Annotated in this window: 25 protein-coding genes; 16 read left to right on the top strand and 9 right to left on the bottom strand. The window is 58.6% G+C overall.

What is annotated here, in order from left to right; genetic code table 11:
- Positions 1-156 precede the first annotated feature (156 nt).
- From AC1RN6_RS17405 to AC1RN6_RS17420, 4 genes are all read left to right on the top strand, one after another.
- On the top strand, positions 157-1,074 hold the full coding sequence (locus AC1RN6_RS17405; RefSeq protein WP_493006699.1) for a 2-hydroxyacid dehydrogenase: 918 nt from the start codon (positions 157-159) through the stop codon (positions 1,072-1,074).
- Between the two features lie 234 nt (positions 1,075-1,308).
- Positions 1,309-1,788: an acyl-CoA thioesterase gene (locus tag AC1RN6_RS17410; protein WP_094564019.1), complete on the top strand. Its 480-nt coding sequence runs from the start codon at positions 1,309-1,311 to the stop codon at positions 1,786-1,788.
- A gap of 28 nt (positions 1,789-1,816) precedes the next feature.
- Positions 1,817-2,224: a CidA/LrgA family protein gene (locus AC1RN6_RS17415; RefSeq protein ID WP_493006700.1), complete on the top strand. Its 408-nt coding sequence runs from the start codon at positions 1,817-1,819 to the stop codon at positions 2,222-2,224.
- The gene (locus tag AC1RN6_RS17420) at positions 2,217-2,957 is read left to right on the top strand and encodes an LrgB family protein (protein WP_493006701.1); all 741 of its coding nucleotides are present in this window, start codon (positions 2,217-2,219) and stop codon (positions 2,955-2,957) included. Before AC1RN6_RS17415 ends, AC1RN6_RS17420 begins: the two co-directional genes overlap by 8 nt.
- On the opposite strand, the gene AC1RN6_RS17425 is transcribed toward AC1RN6_RS17420, so the two are convergent.
- Entirely contained in the window at positions 2,954-3,700 is a 747-nt protein-coding gene (locus tag AC1RN6_RS17425) for a sulfite exporter TauE/SafE family protein (RefSeq protein ID WP_493006702.1), read from the bottom strand. The genes AC1RN6_RS17420 and AC1RN6_RS17425 overlap by 4 nt on opposite strands.
- A gap of 48 nt (positions 3,701-3,748) precedes the next feature.
- Entirely contained in the window at positions 3,749-5,242 is a 1,494-nt protein-coding gene (gene pdxR, locus AC1RN6_RS17430) for a MocR-like pyridoxine biosynthesis transcription factor PdxR (protein WP_493006703.1), read from the bottom strand.
- Positions 5,243-5,382: 140 nt separating this feature from the next.
- Here pdxR and AC1RN6_RS17435 point away from each other — a divergent pair, with 140 nt between their 5' ends.
- Together AC1RN6_RS17435 and AC1RN6_RS17440 are read left to right on the top strand one after the other, a co-directional pair.
- Entirely contained in the window at positions 5,383-6,147 is a 765-nt protein-coding gene (locus AC1RN6_RS17435; protein WP_493006704.1) for a GNAT family N-acetyltransferase, read from the top strand.
- A gap of 41 nt (positions 6,148-6,188) precedes the next feature.
- A complete protein-coding gene (locus tag AC1RN6_RS17440) occupies positions 6,189-7,100 on the top strand; it encodes a DMT family transporter (RefSeq protein ID WP_493006705.1) in 912 nt (303 codons plus the stop codon).
- Here AC1RN6_RS17440 and AC1RN6_RS17445 read toward each other — a convergent pair.
- A complete protein-coding gene (locus AC1RN6_RS17445; protein ID WP_493006706.1) occupies positions 7,097-8,101 on the bottom strand; it encodes an alpha/beta hydrolase family protein in 1,005 nt (334 codons plus the stop codon). The genes AC1RN6_RS17440 and AC1RN6_RS17445 overlap by 4 nt on opposite strands.
- Positions 8,102-8,163: 62 nt before the next feature.
- Between AC1RN6_RS17445 and AC1RN6_RS17450 the strand changes: the two genes are divergently transcribed.
- Positions 8,164-9,084 carry a LysR family transcriptional regulator gene (locus tag AC1RN6_RS17450; RefSeq protein ID WP_493006707.1) on the top strand — a complete coding sequence of 307 codons (921 nt, stop codon included), beginning with the start codon at positions 8,164-8,166 and terminating at the stop codon, positions 9,082-9,084.
- A gap of 152 nt (positions 9,085-9,236) precedes the next feature.
- Entirely contained in the window at positions 9,237-10,523 is a 1,287-nt protein-coding gene (gene alaC, locus AC1RN6_RS17455) for an alanine transaminase (RefSeq protein ID WP_493006708.1), read from the top strand.
- Here the strand turns inward: alaC and AC1RN6_RS17460 are convergent.
- Positions 10,486-10,935 carry a CopD family protein gene (locus AC1RN6_RS17460; RefSeq protein WP_493006933.1) on the bottom strand — a complete coding sequence of 150 codons (450 nt, stop codon included), beginning with the start codon at positions 10,933-10,935 and terminating at the stop codon, positions 10,486-10,488. The genes alaC and AC1RN6_RS17460 overlap by 38 nt on opposite strands.
- 234 nt (positions 10,936-11,169) lie before the next feature.
- On the opposite strand from AC1RN6_RS17460, the gene AC1RN6_RS17465 reads away from it, so the two are divergent.
- The 3 genes from AC1RN6_RS17465 (at position 11,170) to AC1RN6_RS17475 (ending at position 13,771) form a co-directional block, all read left to right on the top strand.
- The gene (locus tag AC1RN6_RS17465) at positions 11,170-12,027 is read left to right on the top strand and encodes an MOSC domain-containing protein (RefSeq protein WP_493006709.1); all 858 of its coding nucleotides are present in this window, start codon (positions 11,170-11,172) and stop codon (positions 12,025-12,027) included.
- 204 nt (positions 12,028-12,231) lie between these two features.
- Entirely contained in the window at positions 12,232-13,377 is a 1,146-nt protein-coding gene (locus AC1RN6_RS17470; RefSeq protein ID WP_493006710.1) for a branched-chain amino acid ABC transporter substrate-binding protein, read from the top strand.
- Between the two features lie 82 nt (positions 13,378-13,459).
- Positions 13,460-13,771: a hypothetical protein gene (locus AC1RN6_RS17475; protein ID WP_493006711.1), complete on the top strand. Its 312-nt coding sequence runs from the start codon at positions 13,460-13,462 to the stop codon at positions 13,769-13,771.
- A gap of 250 nt (positions 13,772-14,021) precedes the next feature.
- Here the strand turns inward: AC1RN6_RS17475 and AC1RN6_RS17480 are convergent, their stop codons facing one another.
- From AC1RN6_RS17480 to AC1RN6_RS17500, 5 genes are all read right to left on the bottom strand, one after another.
- Complete coding sequence (locus AC1RN6_RS17480; protein ID WP_493006712.1) at positions 14,022-14,531, bottom strand: hypothetical protein; 510 nt, start codon at positions 14,529-14,531, stop codon at positions 14,022-14,024.
- 155 nt (positions 14,532-14,686) lie between these two features.
- Positions 14,687-15,448: an alpha/beta fold hydrolase gene (locus AC1RN6_RS17485; RefSeq protein ID WP_493006713.1), complete on the bottom strand. Its 762-nt coding sequence runs from the start codon at positions 15,446-15,448 to the stop codon at positions 14,687-14,689.
- The gene (locus AC1RN6_RS17490) at positions 15,445-16,440 is read right to left on the bottom strand and encodes a M14 family zinc carboxypeptidase (protein ID WP_493006714.1); all 996 of its coding nucleotides are present in this window, start codon (positions 16,438-16,440) and stop codon (positions 15,445-15,447) included. The genes AC1RN6_RS17485 and AC1RN6_RS17490 overlap by 4 nt, the downstream gene beginning before the upstream one ends.
- Before the next feature lie 337 nt (positions 16,441-16,777).
- Positions 16,778-17,725: a UTP--glucose-1-phosphate uridylyltransferase GalU gene (gene galU / locus AC1RN6_RS17495; RefSeq protein ID WP_493006715.1), complete on the bottom strand. Its 948-nt coding sequence runs from the start codon at positions 17,723-17,725 to the stop codon at positions 16,778-16,780.
- A 107-nt stretch (positions 17,726-17,832) separates the two neighbouring features.
- Positions 17,833-18,033, bottom strand: coding sequence for a hypothetical protein (locus tag AC1RN6_RS17500; protein ID WP_493006716.1), 201 nt, complete (start codon positions 18,031-18,033; stop codon positions 17,833-17,835).
- Between the two features lie 257 nt (positions 18,034-18,290).
- On the opposite strand from AC1RN6_RS17500, the gene AC1RN6_RS17505 reads away from it, so the two are divergent.
- The 5 genes from AC1RN6_RS17505 to AC1RN6_RS17525 all read left to right on the top strand — a co-directional run bounded on the left by AC1RN6_RS17505 (position 18,291) and on the right by AC1RN6_RS17525 (position 21,996).
- A complete protein-coding gene (locus AC1RN6_RS17505) occupies positions 18,291-18,542 on the top strand; it encodes a GlsB/YeaQ/YmgE family stress response membrane protein (protein ID WP_493006717.1) in 252 nt (83 codons plus the stop codon).
- A gap of 27 nt (positions 18,543-18,569) precedes the next feature.
- Positions 18,570-19,133 carry a hypothetical protein gene (locus AC1RN6_RS17510; RefSeq protein WP_493006719.1) on the top strand — a complete coding sequence of 188 codons (564 nt, stop codon included), beginning with the start codon at positions 18,570-18,572 and terminating at the stop codon, positions 19,131-19,133.
- Between the two features lie 199 nt (positions 19,134-19,332).
- Positions 19,333-20,988, top strand: a complete 1,656-nt coding sequence (gene pgm, locus AC1RN6_RS17515) for a phosphoglucomutase (alpha-D-glucose-1,6-bisphosphate-dependent) (RefSeq protein ID WP_493006720.1) — start codon at positions 19,333-19,335, stop codon at positions 20,986-20,988.
- A 188-nt stretch (positions 20,989-21,176) separates the two neighbouring features.
- Positions 21,177-21,353: a hypothetical protein gene (locus AC1RN6_RS17520; RefSeq protein ID WP_493006722.1), complete on the top strand. Its 177-nt coding sequence runs from the start codon at positions 21,177-21,179 to the stop codon at positions 21,351-21,353.
- A 28-nt stretch (positions 21,354-21,381) separates the two neighbouring features.
- Positions 21,382-21,996, top strand: coding sequence for a hypothetical protein (locus AC1RN6_RS17525; protein WP_493006723.1), 615 nt, complete (start codon positions 21,382-21,384; stop codon positions 21,994-21,996).
- Positions 21,997-22,048: the final 52 nt, after the last annotated feature.

Below are 22,048 nucleotides of genomic sequence, written 5' to 3' on the forward strand. Positions count from 1 at the left end.
ATGGGCGGAATATAAAGGATGAGAAATAACGCGTCAAGCGCAAGCGCCGATGGTGTTGCTTTCAGGGCACCGGAGAGCTGTCGCACGTCGTAACGCAATTCGCCATAAAATTACCTATCTGCAGATTACGCTTTTCTCTTCCATTTCAATCCGACAATGAAACCTCAACTCCTGGTCCTTATCCATCTTTCCGAACAAAGCAAGGCAACAATCGGCGTCGCTTTCGACATTCTCTACGCCCCCGACCGGCAGACCCGCGATGCGGCCATTCCGGGCGTCGCCAAAGACGTCAAAGTGGTGCTGACCAACGGTTCCACCGGACTGACTGCGGCCGAGATGGATACCTTGAGCAAGCTGGAGCTGGTGTGCGCGCTCGGCGCCGGTTTCGAGAATATCGATAGTGCGCATGCCGAGAAGCGCGGCATCAAGATCGCCACCGGCGCGGGCACCAACGACGATTGCGTTGCCGATCATGCGATGGGGCTGGTGTTAGCGGTGATGCGCAATATTCCGCAGCTCGATATCGCCTGCCGAAGCGGCATCTGGCGCGACACGCTGGTCTTGCCGCCGCAACTGGCCGGCAAACGTCTCGGTGTAGTCGGTCTGGGCACCATCGGCAAAAAGATCGCGCGCCGCGCTGCCGCCTTCGACATGGAAATCGGCTATTTCAACCGCTCGCGCCGCGACGACGTCGACTACCAATACTTCGAAAGCGTGCCGCAACTGGCAAGCTGGTGCGACGTGGTCGTGATGGCCACTCCCGGCGGTGCCGCCACGCGGCATCTGATTGGTACGCGTGAATTGCAGGCACTCGGTCCCAAGGGTTTTCTGGTCAATATTTCACGTGGCAGCGTGGTCGATACCGCTGCGCTGGCCGAGGCCTTGCACAAGGGTGAAGTGGGCGGCGCCGGTCTGGATGTTTATGAAAGCGAACCGAATCCGCCGCTGGAATTGCTGGAATTCAAGAATGTGGTGTTGACGCCGCATATGGCAGGCTGGTCGCCGGAAGCCATCACGGCATCGGTCGACAAGTTTTTGCGCAATGCCGATGCGCATTTCTCGAAAGCGGCCTGAACACCGGGCTGACGGGGGCTGATGCGGTTGGTTGGGCAGGAAACTTGCTTAGCTTTTGACTTGCCTGGCAGGATGATTCCAGTTAGGCTTGCCGCTTTGTTGCGCTGCCTCGGCATCTGGCTGATGAAGCATGGGGAACCCGCTCTTTCGTCGGGACTGCTTCAAGTTAGCCGGCCGCGCGACGTAAATAAAGCATACAACTTGAATTCATCAAAAAAGAGAAAGCCGCGCACCATGGACATGCCATCTCACCAACTCACCATGACCGTCCTGATGACGCCTGACATGGCCAATTTTTCCGGCAACGTGCACGGCGGCACCATTCTCAAATTCCTCGATCAGGTCGCTTACGCATGCGCCAGCCGGTATGCGGGCCAATACGTGGTGACGCTGAGCGTGGACCAGGTGATGTTCCGCCAGCCTATCCATGTCGGCGAACTGGTGAGCTTTCTGGCCAGCGTCAATCACACCGGCACCTCGTCGATGGAAGTCGGCATCAAGGTGGTGGCTGAGAATATCCGCACCCAGGAAGTGCGCCACGTGAACAGCTGCTTTTTCACGATGGTGGCCGTCGACGGCGAGCGCAAGCCGGTGGCGGTGCCGTCGCTGCGTCCATTCACCGCCGAAGAAAAGCGCCGCTTTGAAGCCGCCAAGCTGCGCAAAAAACTGCGCGCAGAACTGTCGCAACGCTTTGAAGAAGCCAAACTGTCCTGATTGTTGACATCTAGCAAAGGGGAGTGAAATGCTTGCCAGTTTCGCGACCCTGCTGGTCTTTCAGTGTCTCGGCGAAGGCATTACCTTCGCCCTGAAACTCCCGATTCCCGGTCCCGTTGTCGGCATGCTGCTGCTGTTCTTCAGCCTGGTGGCGTATCCGCCTTTGCTGGAAAAAGTCGAAGCAACCGCTTCCGAGCTGCTGCGGCATTTGTCGCTGCTGTTCGTGCCGGCGGGCGTCGGCATCGTCGCTGCTGCAGGGCAGGTCAAAGGACACTGGATGACAGTTGTCCTGGCGGTCGCGGTCAGCACCTTGCTGACGCTGGCCGTCACAGCCACCGTTACGCGCGCGGTCATGAATTGGCAAAAACGGCGCGAAGCCAGTCTCGGTAAACCGGATAAGGGCAAGAAAGACGGCAAGGAGGACGGCCATGCGTGAGTTGCCGCCGTTCGGCCTGATCTGGGTCTATCTATCGGCTTCGCCGCTGCTGGGCCTGACGCTGACCTTGTGCGCCTACGTGGCCGCCTACTGGATCTATGGCCGCTGCAAATTTTCGCCGCTGGCCAATCCGGTGGCGATCGCCATCGCGCTGGTCAGTACGGTGCTGCTGGTGACCGGCATGCCGTACAGCGAATACTTTGCCGGCGCGCAGTTCGTCCACTTTTTGCTGGGGCCGGCAACGGTGGCGCTGGCGATTCCGTTGGCGCGCCAGCTGCCGCGTTTGCGCAGTTCCTTTTTGCCTTTGCTGTGCGGTTTGCTGGCCGGTTCGGCCACGGCGATCGTCTCTGCGGTGACCTTGACCGTACTGCTCGGCGGATCCTATCAACTGGCGGTATCGATCGGCCCGAAGTCAGCGACTACGCCAATCGCCATGGGTGTGGCGGAGAAGCTCGGCGGTTTGCCTGCCTTGACGGCGGTGCTGGTGATCAGCACCGGCATTTTCGGCGCAATTGCGGCGCGTTTTCTGTTCAACCGCATGCGTATCGATTCGGCTGAAGTGCGTGGTTTTGCGCTCGGCGTCACCTCGCACGGCATCGGCACGGCGCGCGCCTTTCAGGTCAGTCCGGAGATGGGCGCTTTCGCCGGCCTCGGGATGGGGCTTAACGGCGTGCTGACGGCTTTTCTGGCGCCGTGGCTGATTCCGGTCTTTGCCGGCTTGTTGGCGCGTTAGCCCAGCAGCTTCGGCAGTGACGAGGCAATCAGGGCGATCCCCGACAAGGTCAGAAGACCCAGTACGATCTTGCGAAACGTCGCTTCACTAATGCCCAGGTAGAGGCGAGTTCCCAGCAGCGTCGGGATCAGCATTGCGGGCGCGACGATCCCGAACATCGGCAACATCTTGCGTGTGACGATTCCGCTGAAGATATAAATCGCCAGCGTCACTACCTGCATGCTCAGGTTGAAATTCTGGATCACCGAGCGCTGTTCATCCTTGTCGAGGCGGCGCAAGTTGCACCATAGCGTTGGAATCACGCCGCTGAAGCCGCCGATTCCGCCCATGATGCCACCCATTATTCCGACCACGCCGTCTGCTGTCCGTCCTCCGAACTTGAGCGGCGGCAGGCTGGGCGTAAGCAGCATCATCGGGCACCAGAGCGTCAGGAAGATGCCGAGGGATACTTTGAACACGTTGGCATTGAGCATCGGCAGAATGCACACGCCGATGGGAATGCCGACAAGTCCGCCGATCACGAACGGCAGCAGCCGCTGCAGCCTGAAGCCTCGCCGCACGGAAAGTACTGCCAGCAATTGGCCGAGCAGGGAGCCGAACACGACCAGCGCAGCTGCCACCATCGGATCGATGGTCCACACCCAGAACGACATCGCCACCAGGCCGAAGGCGAATCCCGATAACCCTTGCACGAAACCGGCAACCATCGCGCCGACGGCGATGATCAGAACGCTTGAATCCATATGTTTTCCCAGTTTTTGTTTTTGTGCTGCCCGCTCACTTTGGTATCTCTAGCGCCACGCTTTTGCGAGCGCCTTGATCGCCGCTGTAATGGTCGTTTCGTCGGCGCCGCCGAATCCCATGACCAGGCCGCCGCCATTGTCGTGCTTGCCGTTGTTGACGGCGTCCGGCAGCCAGAAACGGGTGAGCCCATCGATCTCGACACCGATATCCTCGGCTTTTCGGATCATTTCTTCCTGCTGCCTGACTGTCGGCAGCCTCACGGTGCAATGCAGCCCTGCATCGATTTGCGGTAAAACGATGCCGCCTGGACGGATGCGATCCCACACCTTGGTCATGGTGTCGCGGCGCGCGCGGCTGGCGCGGCGCATCCGGCGTACATGGCGTTGAAAATGTCCCTGCGCGATGAATTCCGCCATCACAGCCTGTTCCGATACCGATGAGTGGCGGTCGTACTGCATGCGCAGATTGATCAGCGTGTTGGCCAATGCCGGTGGCGCGACGATATACCCCAGGCGCAGTCCGGGAAAGGCGATCTTGGAAAACGTACCCATGTACAGCACGCGTCCGCTGCGGTCGAGCGACGCCAGCAAGGCCAGCGGCGTGCCGCTGTAGCGGTATTCACCGTCGTAATCATCTTCGAGGATGTAGGCCTGATTGGTTTCGGCCCAGGCCAGTAACTCCAGCCGGCGCGCCAGCGACAGCGTGACGCCGCTGGGATATTGATGCGAGGGCGTGACATAGGCCAGGCGGATGTCGCGATGTGCGTGCAGCTCCTGCGCGATCAGTCCTTCGCCGTCGACGCCAATGCCGACGACCTTACCGCCGGTCAGCGTCAACGCCGACGCCGCGCGCGGATAGCCGGGGTTTTCCATGGCGGCCAGATCGCCGGGATTGAGCAGCAATTGCGCGCACATGAACAATGCCTGCTGGGTGCCGGCGGTGATGATGATCTGGTCCGGATCGCACACCAGGCCGCGCGCATTGCGCAGATAGCCTGCAAGCATCTCGCGCAATTGCGGGTCGCCGGCCGGATCGCTGTAGCCGATGTAATTCTCAGGCGCACGCCGCCAGAAGTCCGCCTGCAGCCGCGCCCACACGTCGCCAGGAAACAAGTCCAATGCCGGCACGCCGAGACGGAACGCACGTGGCTTGCCGGGCTGCGGCATGAGCTTGGCATGTGTGGCGACGCGTTGCCCGAGTGCCGACAGGCGCGGCTTGGCAACGGCCCTGGACGGCGAAGGTGCTTTTGAAATATCGCTGGCCGGCGCCGAAACATAGGTGCCGTCGCCGACGCGCGCGCTGATGTAGCCCTCGGCATACAACTGGTCGTAGGCGCGGACCACGGTCGTGCGCGAAACCTTGAGCGCCTGCGCCAGCTCACGCGTGGTCGGCAGTTTGACCTGGCGATCGATCTGGCCTCCGAGGATGCGGTCGCGCAGGCTTTGGTACAGCTGCACCGCGAGTCCTTTGCCGGGCGCCAGATGCATTCCTGTCAGATCGAAAGGAAACGGAGAGGGGGAGGCATTCAGGCTGTTTTGCATTGGTTTGGTGAAAATACTGAATATTGGCTCTTTTGAAGGACCAAATTTATCATTAATCTGTGTCCCATGGCACGGATTCGTGCAGACTCTTTCAACAATTCGATTGTTCACTTTGTCCTTTATTATTTTCCTTATCTGCCATGACAACATCTGCCGTTCTGCACGCTCATAACGAACTTGGCCAACCGATAGGTCCGGCGCTGGCCGACTGGACGCCGCGCCAGTTGCCGCCGCCCGTCGCCATGTACGGCCGTTATTGCCGGGTCGAACCGATCAAGGCCGAGTTGCATGCGGAACAGTTATTCGACGCCAATGGCGACGACGCCGAGGGCCGCAATTTCACCTACTTGTTTGTGAACCCGCCGGCCAGCTTTGCCGAATACCGCGAGTGGGTCGAGAAGATGAGCGTCAGCAAGGATCCGATGATGCATGCCATCGTCGATCTGGAAAGCGATCGCGCCGTTGGTGTGGCGTCGTTCATGCGCATGGATCCGAACTTCGGCGCCATCGAGGTGGGCAATATCAATTTCTCGCCGCGCCTGCAGCGCACGCGCGCCTCCACTGAGGCGATGTTCCTGATGATGCGCCGCGCCTTCGACGAGCTGGGCTATCGCCGCTATGAGTGGAAGTGCGACAGCCTCAATGCGCCTTCACGCGCCGCGGCGCTACGCTACGGTTTCACCTTTGAAGGCATCTTCCGCAAGGCCGTGGTGTACAAGAACCGCAGCCGCGATACAGCGTGGTTTTCGATCACCGACAGCGAATGGCCGCAGATCAAGAGCGCATTCGAACACTGGCTCGATCCGGATAACTTCGACGCGCAAGGCCGTCAGCGCGACAGCCTTGGCACCTTGATGGTGCGTTATCGCCAAGTCGAAACACCCGCTGAAAAAGACGCTGCATAATTGCGCCTCCGGTCATCCCACAACGAAATAACAAAGAGAATATGCGCGAATCGAGCTTGTCCTCCCGGCAGGCAATCATGCTGCTGGGCGTGGTCGTCATCATCTGGGGCACCACCTGGCCCGTCAACAAGGCCATCCTGCATTACATGTCGCCGATCTGGTCGACGGCAATCCGCTCCTGCATCGGTACGCTGGTATTGCTGGTCATCTGCTTGGCGCGCGGTCGCCTGATCATCCCGCAGCGCGGCGATCTGCCGGTGGTGTTCAGCGTCGGTCTGCTGCACATGACGGCGTATTCCATCCTCGGCAATGTCGGCATGCAGCACGTCGCCGCCGGCCGTTCCGTGGTGCTGGCGTACACCACGCCGATGTGGGTGGCGCCTTGTGCACGACTGTTTCTTGGCGAGGCATTTACCGTACGGCGCGCCATCGGGACGGTGTTCGGCCTGCTGGGGTTGATACTGATCTTCAATCCGCTGGCGTTTGACTGGGGCAACCACGCCTCCGTGCTCGGCAACGGACTGATTTTGCTGGGCGCCATGTTCTGGGCTGCGAGCATCCTGTACGTGCGCGGTCACCGCTGGATCGCTGAGCCGTTTGATTTGCTGGTCTGGCAAGCGTTGGTGGCAAGTTGCGTACTGGTGCCATGCGCCTGGCTGTTCGAAGGTCCGCCGCAGCTGGACCTGGATGCCAAAGTGATTGGTCTGCAGCTTTACAGCGCCACTTTTGGTATTGCGATTGCCTATTGGGCGATCAACAAGGTGAATCAGGCCTTGCCGGCGATGACCACTTCGCTCGGTCTGCTGGGTGTGCCGGTGTTCGGCATCGTATGTTCTTCGCTGGCCTTGGGCGAACCGCTGGAGTTCAGCCTGGTAGCCTCGATGACGCTGATCATTATCGGCATCGCCATCGGCGCCTTGCCGGAGCGCCGCGCAGCAGCGACGACAAGCTAGGCTGCATCCTCCAGATACTCGGCTTGTTCCGTCGCGACGCGTGCAGAAGGCCATTCGCCAAGTACGCGGCGGCCATGCATGCCGGTAGTCAGCCATTGCAGCGTCTCCGCCCAGAGCGTGTCGCGGAAGCGGTCGTGGAAGAAGGCGAAATGGCCGATCTGTTTCAGATGCAGATCATGCGGCGTCAGACTGACCAGCGTGCGCTCGCTGTTGACGTAGTAGTCCAACAGGCGTGTTACGGCCGCCGGCGTGCCGAAGGGATCGTCACTGATGGTGTAAGCCAGCGTGGGACAGCCGAGCAGGGGGAAATGATCGGTGCGGGCAGGTTCAGGCTGCTCCAGCCGGGCGTGGCGGAATGCCCATTCGCAGGCGACGCCCGCCGGCAGATCCTCCAGCCATCCCAGCGCGCGGCCGGGGAAATAGCCAAGCAGTTTGCTCAGCAGCGGCATTGCCACATGCCATTTCAGGAACATGCGCCGCCGCACAGCTTGCGCGTAATCGCGCCAGTAAGCGTATTGCGCGCCGACTAGCAGCAGCCGGTCGATGCGCCAGTTCGAGGCGGCGTAACCCGGCATGACGCCGCCGATGCTATGGCCGACGACGTGGATTTCACTGTCAGGAAAATTGTTGGCAGCCCATTGCAGGACGCCTTCGAAGTCCTTGCGGCCCCAGTCGAATTTGCTTGCCTTGAACCCTCGCAGTGAGCCCTGACGTGACGCGCCGATACCGCGATAGTCCCAGGTCAGTGCGAGATAGCCGTGGTCAGCCAGAAAACGTGCATACCGGGCGTAATAGGCTGCCTTGACGCCGGTGGCGCAGTTGATGAGAGCCAACCGCTCCGGATGCGGCGAGTCGTCGGCGTAGAACAGGTTCGCACCGAGTTGATAACCATCGGTGGCGTTGATCTGAATGGAGGATTCGATGTGCATGAGGTGCGGGAAGGCGTTGGGATGCCGGAAATTTGTCTTGTCCTCATTGTAGGAAGCGAAATTGTTTCGCATAAGCTATGCTGACTTCATCAGTTTGTTGATTTTTATTCACCAATATATAAGCAGGCGCCGCCATGAATCTCGATGCGAATTCCCTGATCATCTTTTGCCACGTCGCCAAGGCCGGCAGTCTGAGCAAGGCCGCCAAGGCGCTGGACTTGTCGCGTTCGGCGCTGAGCCACCGCATCAAGGCGATAGAGACCCGGCTGGGTTGCCAGTTGCTCATGCGCACCACGCGCCGGGTCGGCCTGACTGAAGCAGGTTATCGACTGGCAGCGCACGCTGATCGCATGGCCGACATCCTCAAGGACGCCAACATGCTGGCGCATGGACTCAACGAAGACACGACGGGACTAGTGCGCATCTCAGCGCCGCTGGCGCTGGGCGCGGTCTGGCTCAAGCCTTTGCTGATGTCCTACATGAAGGCCAATCCGCGTGTACAGGTCGATTTGCGTTTCAGCGAACAGGCGGTGGATATCACCAGCGATCCGGTCGATCTGGCGATCCGCGTAGCGTCGCAGTTGCCGGAGAATGTCGTGGCGCGCAAGCTGTTCGGGATTTCGTGGCGGCTGTGCGCCAGTCCGGATCTGGCAGGGCGTTACGCCGCCGAGCTGGCGAGTGGCGATCTGCTGGCAATTCCGCTGGCCGGATTTGCGCGCAGCAGGCAATTCGTGCAGCCGCTGATCCAGCAAGCCGGCAAGAAGCTGCAATGTCCTGCGGAACCCGTGTTGCTGTCGAACGATCTCGACGTCGTGCGAGAGTCGGCGCGGAGTTCGCTGTGCATGGCGGTGATGCCAGATTATTTCGTCAACGAAGATATTGCCGCTGGGCGTCTGGTGGATCTTTACCCCGAGGCGCGCGTCGATGTCGGCTTCGGTGAACAGGTCTATGCCTTGCATTTGCCGGGGCGTTTGCTGCCGGCGCGGGTGCGCAGTCTGCTTACCTTTCTGGTGCGGGAAAGTGCAGAAGGTGCAAAGCAAGAATTACAGATGTAATCCGATTGTTGAAGTTTACTGGACGATGTGCGCCGCAGGCTTTTTAGCAAAAAGCACTTCACAAGCACAAAAGAATTGGCGTAGTATCGTTGGCGGATCCCATTGATCCAGCGTCGCTCGGACGGTTCCGGGCGCTCACGTGAAAGTACAACATGACTCAATCCCGCAGTCCGCGCAGCTTTGCGCGCATCGATCGTCTTCCTCCCTACGTTTTCAATATTACAGCCGAACTGAAGATGGCTGCGCGCCGCCGTGGCGAAGACATCATCGACATGTCGATGGGCAATCCTGATGGCGCCACGCCGAAACACATCGTCGAGAAACTCGTCGAAGTGGCGCAGCGTCCCGATACGCATGGCTATTCGGCATCCAAAGGCATTCCGCGTCTGCGCCGGGCGATCACGCACTGGTACAAGAGCCGCTATGACGTTGACTTCAATCCCGACAGCGAAGCCATCGTCACCATCGGTTCCAAGGAGGGCCTCGCGCATCTGATGCTGGCGACGCTGGACAAGGGCGATACCGTGCTGGTGCCGAATCCGAGTTACCCGATTCATATCTACGGCGCCGTGATTGCGGGCGCCGATATCCGTTCGGTGCGCATGAGTCCCGATGTCGATTTCTTCTCTGAGCTGGAGCGCGCGATTCGCGAGAGCTATCCCAAGCCGAAGATGATGGTGCTGGGCTTTCCGTCCAATCCGACGGCGCAGTGCGTGGAGCTGGAATTCTTTGAGCGCGTGGTCAGGCTGGCGCGCGAACACAACATCCTCGTCGTGCATGACCTGGCTTATGCAGACATCACCTTCGATGGCTGGAAAGCGCCGTCGATCATGCAGGTGGAAGGCGCGCGCGACGTCGCGGTGGAGTTCTTCACCTTATCGAAGAGCTACAACATGGCCGGCTGGCGTATCGGCTTCATGGTTGGCAACAAGGAGCTGGTGGCGGCGCTGGCGCGCATCAAGAGCTATCACGATTACGGCAGTTTTACGCCGGTACAGGTGGCTGCGATTGCAGCGCTGGAAGGCGACCAGAGCTGCGTGGAAGAGATTCGCGCCAATTATGAAAGCCGCCGCAACGTGCTGGTGAAAGGCTTGCACGAAGCCGGCTGGATGGTGGACGTGCCGAAGGCGTCGATGTATATCTGGGCGCGTATTCCCGAGGCGTACCGACACCTCGGCTCGCTGGAGTTTTCGCGTCAGCTGCTTGAAAAAGCCAAGGTCTGCGTATCGCCGGGCATTGGCTTCGGCGAGTACGGCGACGAATATGTGCGCTTTGCCCTGATCGAAAACGAATCACGCATCCGTCAGGCCATCCGCGGCATCAAGGCTATGCTGCGCGGTGAAAAGATGGAGAAGGCGGACAAGACCGACGCGGAAGAAAAATCCACGCCGGCCGTGACCGTCAAGCCAAAAAGACCGGGCCCAGCGCACCAAGGGTAATCACCAGCAGGCCGAGGATCAGGTTGATGCCGACGATGCGGCGGATTTGCGCGAGCGCCGCACCACCGGCGCTCCAGTCCTCTGCTGCAACGGCGCGTTTGAGGCGCTTGAACGGCGCGAAGAACACGTGTGCGAAGATCAGCATCATCAGGATACCGAGGCCGGACATGGCTGAGACATACAGCGGCGGTTTTCCCATCTGCGCCATCATATGCAGGCCGCTCGCCAGGATCAGCAGTATGGACAGCCATACCCAGGTGAAAAACTTCGCGAATACGCCTGCCCACAGCGTCAGCCGCTGCGGCGGTTGCAACACGCTGCCGGCGACAGGACGCAGACACTGGTAGGCGAAAAACATGCCGCCGACCCAGACCGTGAAACCGAGGATGTGCAAGTACTTGGCAAAGAGCATCATGGCAGAGAGAATAAAAGAGTAAGAGAAGAACGGTGGATAGCAGGAGGCGTTTTGTCGACGTTGTCAAAGCGCTTCGTTCTTGTTTCATTGCGCTTTCTCCGTACCTTCATCGCACCGGCGAACCCGGATTGTCGCATGTCCGGAGCGGTACGACGCGCTGGCATCTTTTCAGCGGGAAAAAGTAAGAACAGTAAGGATCGCATTTTCACGTCCACCTCATGACGACATTACATGACGACACTAAGCGCTCTGCATATTTATCCCATCAAGTCCTGCGGCGGCATCGATCTGGCTGAAGCGAACATCAGCGAACTGGGGCTGTCCATGGACCGGCGCTGGATGCTGATCGACCGCGACGGACGATTCTTGTCGCAGCGCGAACATCCCCTGATGGCGGCCGTGAAGACGGCATTGACTGACGAAGCCCTGATCGTGCGCGCACCCGGCATGCCGGAACTCAGCTTGCCGCTGGAACCCGGGGACTCCGCAGGCATCTTGTCTGCCAGTATCTGGGACTACGCCGTGCAACCGCTGGATTGCGGCGAGCGGGCGCATGAGTGGTTTTCCTCCTATTTCGGCGCCGATGCCCGGCTGGTGCAATTCAATCCGGCGGAGCAGCGCATCTGCAGCCAGAAGTGGACCGGCGATGCGCTTGCCACGACGCAGTTTTCCGATGGCTTTCCGCTGCTGGTGGTCAATGAAGCCTCGCTTGACGATCTCAATCAGCGCTTGAAAAAAAAGGGCGCACCGGTGATCCCGATGAATCGTTTCCGCCCCAACGTGGTGTTGTCGGGGCTGGATGCCTATGAAGAAGATTATGTCGACACACTGACGCTAGGCGAGCCGGGCCGTGAAATCGTTCTCAGGATGGTCAAGCCTTGTGCACGTTGCCCCATGCCGGGGATCGATCAGGAGACGGGCCGGGGCAGCGCCCAATGGCCCAATGAGCCGCTCGATACCCTGGCGACCTACCGCGCCAACGATCGCGTCGACGGCGGAGTGACATTCGGGCAGAACGCCATTGTTATCCAGGGGCAAGGAAATCTGCTGCGGGTCGGGCAGGAAGCGCACATCGAATTGAATTTCTGACAGGCGTCTTGCATTCTTGTCTCAGAGGTCATTTGTAATGATCCTGAAACATTCTCGCCGTTCTCATTTTTGCTTCTTTCATGTACATTCTTTATCGCTGTCTGTGACAGCGCAGGCATGGAACTTGCGACGTTTTGTCTGACGGTCGGTTCGCCCGATCGGTATGCAGACAAGACTATGGTTAAGAATCTGGGGAATGCAAGAATGAAACTACTGGATTCTTTGAAGTTGCTCGGCCTCGGTGCGGCGATGCTGTTGGCGTCGCAGGCGATGGCTGCAGACAGAACAGTATTGATCGGTTACGCCGCGCCACTGACCGGCGCGTCAGGCTCCATCGGAGCCAGCCTTGTACATGCGGCGGAAATCGCGGTCGACGACGCCAACCGGCAAGCCATTCACATCGATGGCGACAAGCTGGTGTTCAAATTGCTGACGCAGGATGACCGCTCGGATCCGCGCACCGGTTTGCTGGTTGCAGAATACTTCGTCAAGAGCAGTGTAGTCGGCGTCATCGGCCATTGGAATTCAGGAGTCGGCATTCCGGCATCGCAGATCTACAAGAATGCCGACATCGTGCAGATCGCGCAGGCGACCACGGCGCATGCTTATACGGAACAATCTTTCCCGACCACCTTCCGCATCGTTCCCCATGATGATGAAGGCGCCAGCTACACCGCGGAATATGTCGTTCGCCAGATGAAGTCGCAACGCATTGCGATCATCGATGACCAGACGCCGTTCGGCGCGGGGTATGCCAGGCACTTTGCGCAAATGGTGACGTCGCTCAAAGGCAATATCGTCAGCCAGTTCGGCGTGAGCAGCCGCACCTCGGATTTCAATGCGGTGCTGCGCAATGTTCAGAAGCAGAGTCCCGACGTCGTTTTCTTCGGTGGACTCGATGCGCAGGCGGGCCAACTGGCGAAAGAGCTGAAGCGTTTCGGCATCAACGCACCGCTGGTCAGCGTCGGCGGCACGGTCGGAGCGCAATACCTGAAGATCGCCGGCGAAGCGGGCAATGGCACCATCGCACTGGAGCCGGGGCAACCATCCTATAAGGGGGCGCCGTGGCAGCAGTTTGAGAAGGCTTACAAGAGCAGGTTCGGCAGCGACATGGGTTTATATGCACCGTTCTCTTATGATGCAGTGCAGGTACTGGTGGCCGCCATCAAGCAAGCCAATTCACTCGATCGTCAGCGCATCATTGTTGCGATGCATCAGCTGCATCACAACGGATTGACCGGCACCATCTCTTTCGATGCGGAAGGCAATCTTGCCAATCCGGTCTTCACGATCTTCCAGGTCAAGGATCAGAAATGGGTACCGCTTAAAGTCATCGGCGGGAAAAAATGACATATAAATGAAGCATCCAACATACCGCGCCGGAAAGATACGGTGACATAATTGGGGTTCCATTTATTGCTTGTCTGAACCCATGCCCATCATCCGCGTCATCACCGCCGTCAACTACAACAAACAAGGCCAAGTGCAATACGTGCGCTGGGGATTGGCAAACACGGACACCAATCGCTGGAAGGTCGCGCCGAGCGAAAGCCATGTGATTCACGTACTCGAAGCGCTCAAATACGGTGAAGAAGTCTGGACTGTATTTGCGGATGGCGACAAGATCGAGCCGGGACCGCGTGTGCAGACCGTCAAAATCCAGCCGGGGTTGAAAACCATCGCACTGATGCATGCGGAAGGCGAAGAGCCGACGCATACCTTGGAACGCATGGCGGTATTCTAACGTCAGCCGGTATCATTTCTCGTTATTCAACATCCAGTTCGATATTCGTTTCGCCAGCGGTGAGCGCACTCAAATGCAAAGAATTGCGTTGCAGGATGCCGTCTGACGTTAATCCATCCCGCTTAAAAGGTACGGTGGGATTTGGGTAGTACGAGGAGGGCGGTAAAGCGAAGGGGGCGGCGGGGAGGTGTGTGGTGCAGAGATCGCCTCCGAAAACGCTCACGGCCTCTTCGGAGGGATGGGGGAAGAATTATTTCTTCGGACGGCCGACCTTCAATGGCGTCAGGCCAGCCAGCAGCGTCTTCAGCTTGCCGGTTTCCAGATTCTTGATCAGCGATACGCCGATGCGCAGCAGATCGCTCTTCTTGATTTCAAAGCCTGCCTTCAGGCATGCCTTCTTCACCTGGCTCAGAACTTCGTATTCGGTTTCCGGCATGGTGAAACTGTCACGGACTTGCTTGATTTTCTTGATCTTGATTTCAGCTTTCTTCTCAGTCTTGGCAACGGCCTTGATTGCAGCTTTTGCTACTGGGACGAGTGGCTTCTTCAGCGCTGGAGCGATGGCTTTGGTGGCTGCTTTAACGGCAGGCTTTTTGACGATCTTTGCTTTCGCAGCTGCTACGGGTTTCTTCACAGCGGCTTTTGCTGCTGGTTTTACAGGGGGCTTCGCAGCGGCGACAGCCGGCTTGACTGCTGGCTTAGCTGCCTTCGCTGGTGTTGCGCGCACAGCTGTTTTTGCTTGAGGTTTTTGTGTTGCCATGGTTGCTCCTGAATAAATAATATAAACAATATATATTCTTTTGTGATATTTCGCAATCGCAAAAGATACTACAGGCTTGATTTCAAAGAGATTTCCGATTTTTCTTTCAAATGAAAATAAATGTAATCGTTACCATCGTCATATGAACATGTGCGTCATGCCTCACTCTTTGCTGCAAGTGCCCATGCGTGAATTTGCTGCGCGACCCACGCCGGTTCGTCGAGCGTCAGGTCGTGTCCAGCGGTGTCATGCACGCGTAAAGGGGCTTGCCAGCGGGCCGCCAGCGTCGTGGAGCAGCGTGCATTGACTAGCCTGTCTCTTTTGGCGGACAGGATCAGAACCGGCGATCGGGGAGCTTGCTGTGGTGCGTGATACCGCATTGCCGCAACCAGCTGACGCAACGCATTCTCCCGTGTCACGGGATGCTCGCGCGAGTAGCGCATCCATTCACTGAGCAGGCTGGCCGCCGTGTGGCGATTGCTGGTGAGCCGGAGTATCGTGCGTTCGCGCGCCGCCGCATCGGGATTGCCGAGCGCCAGCTTCAGCAGCGCCGGGTAATTGCGCGGGCGCAGGCGCTGATAGAACGGGCTGAAAGGCCGCAGGCTGGTATTAATCAGCACCGCCTTGTCGATCTCTTCCGGATAGCGCGTGCTCCAGTCGCAGGCGACCATGGCGCCCAATGACAACGCCAGCAGATTGAATGGTGGCGCGATGCCGCGCCCGGCCAGTTGGCGGCGGCAGGTCTCCGTCATTTCCTGCACATACGAAGGGCTGCGCTGGCGATGCAGGCTGCCGTTGCCGGGCAGGTCCAGCATGACGATATCGGCGCCGGGAAAGCGTTCCGAGAAAGTCTGCGGAAACTCGCCCCAGTGACGGGTCTCACGCATCAGACCGCGTAACAGAATCCACGGACTCATGCGCTCGTCACCCTGACCGGCGTGCTGCCGTCTTCGCTGGGGAGCCAATGCTGGTGCGCACACGCTGCGCGGGTCAAAAAATCGAACCAGACCAGATGGCTGCGCTGTACGCGCTGCAAGCGATGCGGCGCGTTGGGGTTAAACATGCCGGTGCGCGAAAACAATTGGCGCGGATTCTTCTTCACCCAGCGCCACGATCCCATCTCCAGGGTCAGCGGCAGGAAGACGTTATCGGTTTCGGCAGCCGTCTGCATGTACAGGTAATCCCACAGATCGCCGTGGGTCAGGTATTGCAGGCTTTGCGGTTCGAACAGGTAATTGTGGTCGGCATAGGTCTGGCTGAACAGATCCTTGAGCGCTTCGATCTGCGGCATGTGGCGTATCGGTTTGGAGCTGTGCGCGAACGGAAACCAGATCCGATCCTGCAAGCCGAATCCGGAATGGCAGTCCAGCGCGACGCTGAACGGACGGCTGCTGAGTTCTTCACGGACGATATCGCACAGTGCCTGCGCCTCCGCTTCCATCGGTGCATCGGCGGCGCCGCGATACCAGGGCAGGCGGGCGCTGAAGCGCTGGCCGCCGAGCAAAAAGGGGACTTTTTCAAGAGAATCGACCGGCGCATTGCGCATCAGGTCGACGCCGCTGGTGTTACAGCGGGTGTTATTCCACATGCCCGCCGGATTGACCAGCGGCATGAAGATCAGGCGTACCGATTCAAGCTGATGATGCAGGACCTTGTCCCATTTGAGGCGGCCGATCAGGCTGCGCAGGAAAGCCAGCAGGATGGCGGTGCCGATGCGTTCCAGCCCGTGCACGCCGCCGAAGAAGCCGACCGCCGGCGCGGCGGGATCCTTGCTGCCGACGCTCAGTACATAGACCGGGAAATGCCGTCCCTGAAATTCGACGTTGCAGGCGGAGCGCGCCTCCAGCCACGGCGAGCCAGCCTGAATGATGCGTTCCAGTTCGGTCAGTTCGGGTAGCTTCAGATCCATGCGGCTTGCCGGCTCCATACGCAACGAGATGCAGCCTATTCTTGCACAGAATTGCCGCAGCAAAATGACAGTATTGTTTTATTTGCCAGTGGAGAGGGTATTGAGGACTGAAGGCGTGGAAGGCGGCGCCGGCGATGACGGAAAAAAGGAACCTGTCCCCGTCACTTGCAGTGACGGCGGACAGGCCAAGAGGGGGAAGGTGAAATGAAAAAACTACAACTGCACGGGGACTGCACTACACAACACTAGCTAAATCTGTAAAGAGACAGGACATGGCGAGGCGAATTCAGGGCTGCAAATTCACCAACGAGCTTTACTCGGCGTGGTCCACTCGACGTCAGGCAATCTTGGCCAGGCGAACCGGCATTTGCACAGGCTCTTGCGCCGCTTCTTCATCGGCAGCATGCACTTCGCGCAGGTATTCGGAGAATTCTTCTCCGACCTCAGGATGCTTGGCGCCCATGGCAACCGTGGCCTTGAGGTAACCCAGCTTGGAACCGCAGTCGTAGCGTTGGCCGTCGTAGCGATAGGCGAGCACGGTTTCGTTTTGCATCAGGTCGGCAATGCCGTCAGTCAGCTGGATTTCGCCGCCGGCGCCTTTGCCGATGGTTTCCAGATGTTCGAAGATTGCCGGTGTCAGCACGTAGCGGCCGACCACGGCCAGCGTGGACGGTGCGACGTCCGGAGCCGGCTTCTCGACGATGCCGCTGATGACGTCGAGGCGGTCGCTGTGCGGGCTGTCGGCGTCGGTGCTGACGATGCCGTATTGTTTGGTGTCGCTGCGCGGTACGTCCTGTACGGCGAGCAGGCTTTTCTGTTCCTGCTCGAAGACATCGATCATTTGTCCAAGCACGTTCTTGCCGTTCTCCGGCGCATCCATGAAGTCGTCGGCGAGTACCACCGCAAACGGTTCATCGCCGACCAGCGATTTCGCGCATAGCACGGCATGGCCCAGACCCAGCGGCGAGGACTGGCGGATGTAGACGCAATTGATGTGCTTCGGAATGACGTTGCGGGCAAATTCCAACAGCTTGGTTTTGCCGGCGGCTTCCAGTTCGGTTTCCAGCTCGTAGGCTTTATCGAAATGGTCTTCAATGGCGCGCTTGTTGCGACCGGTGATGAAGATCATTTCGGTAATGCCGGCCTCGACGGCTTCTTCTACAGCGTATTGAATCAGCGGCTTGTCAACGATGGGCAGCATCTCTTTGGGCTGCGCTTTGGTCGCCGGCAAAAAGCGGCTGCCAAGGCCCGCGACGGGGAAGACGGCTTTGGTGATTTTTTTCATGATGTTTGTTCCTTGGTAAATACCGGATCAGACCGGGAGAAAAATCGGCGTCGCTCAGTTGTCTTTCGGTGTGTCCGACGACCCTGCGATACCTGTATTCATTTTCGTTATTCGGCGTTGGCAGAATTCTTGCCGTGACGCGACTTGCGCAACGACACCAGCATCGCGCAAGAATGAAACAACGGCGCCGCACTGGGGCAGGCCTGACTGAGAAAGCCGGCAGCAAGCAGCGGCCAGGATGCGCTTTTGTCGACGTTGTCGCCGACAGTGTGCGTTCGTCCTTGAATCCGTTCGTTTTGCTCTTGCATGTTGTTTCCCCCAGTCAGATTAGTTGCTGCCAGCTTAAAAAAATCAGCGGGTCTTTGGCTATAGGAAACATTCCTTTTGATTTGTAGGAATCGGAGAAGAGTCGGGCAAGTCGCAAAGGCGCATGAGCGCTCGGCTTGCCGCTTGTCCTACAAGGGAATTGGCCGCTGTCCGATATGTCGGACCGGCGGCGCCCAATAAGATTCTTCCAACCGCGCAATCCGGCGGCGTTCGAAAAAAATAAACTGAAAGGAACAACATGTCTCACGGAATCATTGTCTGGTTGATCATCGGCGCCATCGCAGGCTGGCTGGCAGGCGTACTCGTCAAGGGCGGCGGCTTCGGGCTGCTGGTCGACATTCTGGTCGGCATCGTCGGTGCATTTATCGGCGGCTGGCTGGCAGGTCTGCTCGGTATCGGTGTCGGCGGCGGTATTGCGGCGTCCATCGTTACTGCGACGATCGGCGCAGTCGTACTGCTCCTGATCTTGCGTCTCATCCGGCGAGCGTAAGCGCGTAAATATAAGCACGCAAATGAAGTGCGGGCAGGCGACCGTTTCCTGACGGCCATCTGCCCCTCTTTAAAAAAATCCATTGCGCTACCACACTTTAAAAAGCACGTACAGCAAACGAAAAACGAACGTTGTCACTCATCTATCGTTCGTTTTCACGATCTCGTGTACATTTGGATTTATGCAGAAGATTCCTTCATTGCGGGAGTGAAGATCATGCAGACCACAGCACATACCGACAGATCCAGGTCTGTCCATTCCTCCGGTATATCGGCTCAGTCGATAGATTCGGCACAAGCTGCGCAGACTGCGCGCGCTGCAAGCAGCGTGCCACAGCCCTATCAGCCAAGTCAGCCGCATGTATTGACGGATGATCTCAAAGCACAACTGGCGGCAGAGAACCAGCGCCGTCGCGCCAATCTTTATCCCAGGCTGGCTCAGACGCTGGCGACCATTGAACCGAGCAGCGTGCCTCAAAGCTATTCGGAACAGCGCGCCATGTCCTTGCAGGAGCTCGCCGCCGCCAACAAGGCGAGACGCAACAGATTGCGTGAAGCCGGTTATGCGGTATCTGCGCCGGAGATGGCATAGCCTTTATTGCCTCTCACGCTACAATACCGGGCGTGAGGACATCGGTTACCGATGGCGGCACGATGGTGCGTAATGCGTGCGCAATATGTGCGCAATGTGCGCAACGCGACATTGCATTCGCAATGTATGCATACTGTCGCGCCATCTCCTTATCTTTTATACCCAAGCAACTCCAGAAACAGCAGGCAAACGATAAAACATGAGCAGCATCAGTCCTCTGGCCGGCCAACGCGCCGACACTTCTTCCCTGGTTAATCTGCCTGTGCTGGTCAGTAGCTATTACAGCCTGCATCCCGATGCCGGTATCGCTGCGCATCAGGTGGCCTTCGGCACCTCGGGCCATCGCGGCAGTTCGCTGACGTGCAGCTTCAATGAATGGCACGTGCTGGCGATCACGCAAGCCATCTGCGACTACCGTGCTGAGAACGGCATTACGGGGCCTTTGTTTCTGGGTATAGATACCCATGCCTTGTCCGCGCCGGCGTTCTCCAGCGCGCTCGAAGTGCTTGCTGCCAACGGGGTGCAGACCATGATTGCACGCGGCTCGCCGTACACGCCGACACCGGCGGTGTCGCATGCAATTCTGATGCACAACCGCGCTCATCCCTCAGCGCTGGCGGATGGCATCGTAATTACACCGTCGCACAATCCGCCGGATAATGGCGGCTTCAAATACAACACGCCCAACGGCGGTCCGGCCGATACCAACGTCACCAGCTGGATCGAGAAACGAGCAAATGTTTTCCTGCGGGATGTGGCGCGCAGCGTCAAACACATTCCGTTTGATCGCGCCTTGCGCGCATCGAGCACGCACCAGTACGACTATCTGGAAACCTACATCGACGATTTGCCCAGCATCATTGATCTTGCCGTGATTCGCGACTCGGGCATCAGCATGGGCGTGGATCCGCTCGGCGGCGCAGGCGTGCATTACTGGGGCGCGATTGCAGATCGCTACGATCTCAAGCTGGAAGTCGTCAATCGCGAAGTCGATCCGACTTTCCGTTTCGTGCCGCTCGACTGGGATGCGCAGATCCGCATGGATCCATCTTCGCAATATGCGATGCGCGAGCTGATTTTGCTCAAGGACAAATTCGATATCGCCTTTGCGTGCGATACCGACCATGATCGCCACGGCATCGTCACCAAGAGCGTCGGCCTGATGCCGTCGAATAATTATCTCTCGGCAGCGGTTTCTTATCTGTTTCAGCACCGTCCGGAATGGCGTGCGGAAACCGGCGTCGGTAAAACGCTGGTGAGCAGCCAGATGATCGATCGCGTCGCTGCACAGTTGCAACGGCCTCTGCAGGAAATGCCGATCGGCTTCAAATGGTTCGTCGCCGGCTTGCAGGATGGCAGCCTCGGTTTCGGTTGCGAAGAAAGCGCCGGCGCGTCGTTCCTGCGCTTTGACGGCACGCCGTGGAGCACTGATAAGGATGGCATTACCGCCGCGTTGCTGGCAGCCGAAATGACGGCGCGCACCGGCCGTGATCCCGGTGAGATTTATCACACCCTGACGGAACAGCTGGGTCTGCCGTGCAACGGACGCATCGAAGCTGCCGCGACACCGGAGCAGAAAAAATTATTGTCGGGTCTGTCGTCCGACAATGTACGCTCGACCGAGCTGGCAGGCGAGAAAATCCGCAAGATCCTCACGACCGCGCCGGCCAACGACAAGGCTTTCGGCGGCGTCAAGATCATCAGCGATAACGGCTGGTTTGCAGCGCGTCCGTCCGGTACGGAAAACATTTACAAGATCTATGCGGAGAGCTTCCGCGACGAGTCGCATCTCGACAGCATTTTTGCCGAAGCGCAGCAGATCGTCTCTGACGCGCTGGCGGACGGATCTGCCTGATCCAATCTGATGATCTGCCGGTATCGGCAGACTTGCGCGGCGGCACGAGACTTCATTGTCCTTGCCGCCGTTTTTCATTCCTGTTCCTCCTACAGCTGAATAAGTGCCTGTCCTGCTGGCATAAGGGACCGGCTTGCCTAAGATGAAGCTGTGCTTTGTTTTTCAGGCAAATTTCACAGGAGAGCGTCATGCCAAGAGGCGATAAATCTTCCTACACCGACAAGCAGAAGCGTCAGGTGGCTCATATCGAAGAGGGCTATGAAAAGCGCGGCGTCAGCCATAAGGAGGCAGAGCGCCGCGCCTGGGCTACGGAAAACAAAACCTCCGGAGGCGGCCGCAAATCCGGCTCGGGTCGCAAGCACTGAGCTGCTGACATATTTAAAGGCGACGCCTATGTTTGCCGACAGCATGATCTTGCACGCCATGGCAGAGGCGCAGAGCGAACAATCCGGGACCGTCAGGGGCCCGGCACCGACGTCGACGTCCGACGGCGAGAACCCAGACAAGGAAATCAACATGTCTACGCAAAAGCAAATGCAGCAAGAGATGTCGCAAAGCCAGCAACAAGGGCAGGGGCAGCAAGCCTCTCACGTGCAGAAAGATGTGCAGGAAACCGCACCCGCCAAACCCTATACTGATCCGCTCGGGCGTCCGCTGTACCAGGGCACGCCGCGCTTCACCGATCAGCAGGCAGGAGGTGATCTGACCGGGGACGAATCCGACGCGCGCGATGACAATTACGTCGAAACAGGCAGCGGTCAGAATACGCGCGACGTTTCTGCGCATGCCGATAGATTGCCGGCAGCGTCCCAGGAATTGCTGCGGTCGGTCGCGGCTCCCCCGGCATCCTCTGCAGTCAAAGAAAAGAGCGACTTGCCTGCGGTTGCGCAGCAAGCCGCAACTGCTCCACAAGCGCCGGAGCCTGACGGCACTGAAGATCCCGGCGCCAACGCCGACGATGGACTGATGCCGAGTAAGAAAGACGGCAGCGCCTCCGAGCAGCACTGAGCATGGCTCGCCGCAGCGTCACGTCATTCCGCCAGAATTCTTTCCTTGATGG

The sequence above is a fragment of the Herbaspirillum sp. GW822-FHT03A08 genome, from assembly GCF_058801885.1.

What these genes read in the sequence shown, in the direction of transcription:
- AC1RN6_RS17405 (WP_493006699.1), top strand. Translation starts at nt 157, where the DNA reads ATGAAACCTCAACTCCTGGTCCTTATCCATCTTTCCGAACAAAGCAAG.
- AC1RN6_RS17410 (WP_094564019.1), top strand. Translation starts at nt 1,309, where the DNA reads ATGGACATGCCATCTCACCAACTCACCATGACCGTCCTGATGACGCCT.
- AC1RN6_RS17415 (WP_493006700.1), top strand. Translation starts at nt 1,817, where the DNA reads ATGCTTGCCAGTTTCGCGACCCTGCTGGTCTTTCAGTGTCTCGGCGAA.
- AC1RN6_RS17420 (WP_493006701.1), top strand. Translation starts at nt 2,217, where the DNA reads ATGCGTGAGTTGCCGCCGTTCGGCCTGATCTGGGTCTATCTATCGGCT.
- AC1RN6_RS17425 (WP_493006702.1), bottom strand. Translation starts at nt 3,700, where the DNA reads ATGGATTCAAGCGTTCTGATCATCGCCGTCGGCGCGATGGTTGCCGGT.
- pdxR (WP_493006703.1), bottom strand. Translation starts at nt 5,242, where the DNA reads ATGCAAAACAGCCTGAATGCCTCCCCCTCTCCGTTTCCTTTCGATCTG.
- AC1RN6_RS17435 (WP_493006704.1), top strand. Translation starts at nt 5,383, where the DNA reads ATGACAACATCTGCCGTTCTGCACGCTCATAACGAACTTGGCCAACCG.
- AC1RN6_RS17440 (WP_493006705.1), top strand. Translation starts at nt 6,189, where the DNA reads ATGCGCGAATCGAGCTTGTCCTCCCGGCAGGCAATCATGCTGCTGGGC.
- AC1RN6_RS17445 (WP_493006706.1), bottom strand. Translation starts at nt 8,101, where the DNA reads ATGCGAAACAATTTCGCTTCCTACAATGAGGACAAGACAAATTTCCGG.
- AC1RN6_RS17450 (WP_493006707.1), top strand. Translation starts at nt 8,164, where the DNA reads ATGAATCTCGATGCGAATTCCCTGATCATCTTTTGCCACGTCGCCAAG.
- alaC (WP_493006708.1), top strand. Translation starts at nt 9,237, where the DNA reads ATGACTCAATCCCGCAGTCCGCGCAGCTTTGCGCGCATCGATCGTCTT.
- AC1RN6_RS17460 (WP_493006933.1), bottom strand. Translation starts at nt 10,935, where the DNA reads ATGCTCTTTGCCAAGTACTTGCACATCCTCGGTTTCACGGTCTGGGTC.
- AC1RN6_RS17465 (WP_493006709.1), top strand. Translation starts at nt 11,170, where the DNA reads ATGACGACACTAAGCGCTCTGCATATTTATCCCATCAAGTCCTGCGGC.
- AC1RN6_RS17470 (WP_493006710.1), top strand. Translation starts at nt 12,232, where the DNA reads ATGAAACTACTGGATTCTTTGAAGTTGCTCGGCCTCGGTGCGGCGATG.
- AC1RN6_RS17475 (WP_493006711.1), top strand. Translation starts at nt 13,460, where the DNA reads ATGCCCATCATCCGCGTCATCACCGCCGTCAACTACAACAAACAAGGC.
- AC1RN6_RS17480 (WP_493006712.1), bottom strand. Translation starts at nt 14,531, where the DNA reads ATGGCAACACAAAAACCTCAAGCAAAAACAGCTGTGCGCGCAACACCA.
- AC1RN6_RS17485 (WP_493006713.1), bottom strand. Translation starts at nt 15,448, where the DNA reads ATGAGTCCGTGGATTCTGTTACGCGGTCTGATGCGTGAGACCCGTCAC.
- AC1RN6_RS17490 (WP_493006714.1), bottom strand. Translation starts at nt 16,440, where the DNA reads ATGGATCTGAAGCTACCCGAACTGACCGAACTGGAACGCATCATTCAG.
- galU (WP_493006715.1), bottom strand. Translation starts at nt 17,725, where the DNA reads ATGAAAAAAATCACCAAAGCCGTCTTCCCCGTCGCGGGCCTTGGCAGC.
- AC1RN6_RS17500 (WP_493006716.1), bottom strand. Translation starts at nt 18,033, where the DNA reads ATGCAAGAGCAAAACGAACGGATTCAAGGACGAACGCACACTGTCGGC.
- AC1RN6_RS17505 (WP_493006717.1), top strand. Translation starts at nt 18,291, where the DNA reads ATGTCTCACGGAATCATTGTCTGGTTGATCATCGGCGCCATCGCAGGC.
- pgm (WP_493006720.1), top strand. Translation starts at nt 19,333, where the DNA reads ATGAGCAGCATCAGTCCTCTGGCCGGCCAACGCGCCGACACTTCTTCC.
- AC1RN6_RS17520 (WP_493006722.1), top strand. Translation starts at nt 21,177, where the DNA reads ATGCCAAGAGGCGATAAATCTTCCTACACCGACAAGCAGAAGCGTCAG.
- AC1RN6_RS17525 (WP_493006723.1), top strand. Translation starts at nt 21,382, where the DNA reads ATGTTTGCCGACAGCATGATCTTGCACGCCATGGCAGAGGCGCAGAGC.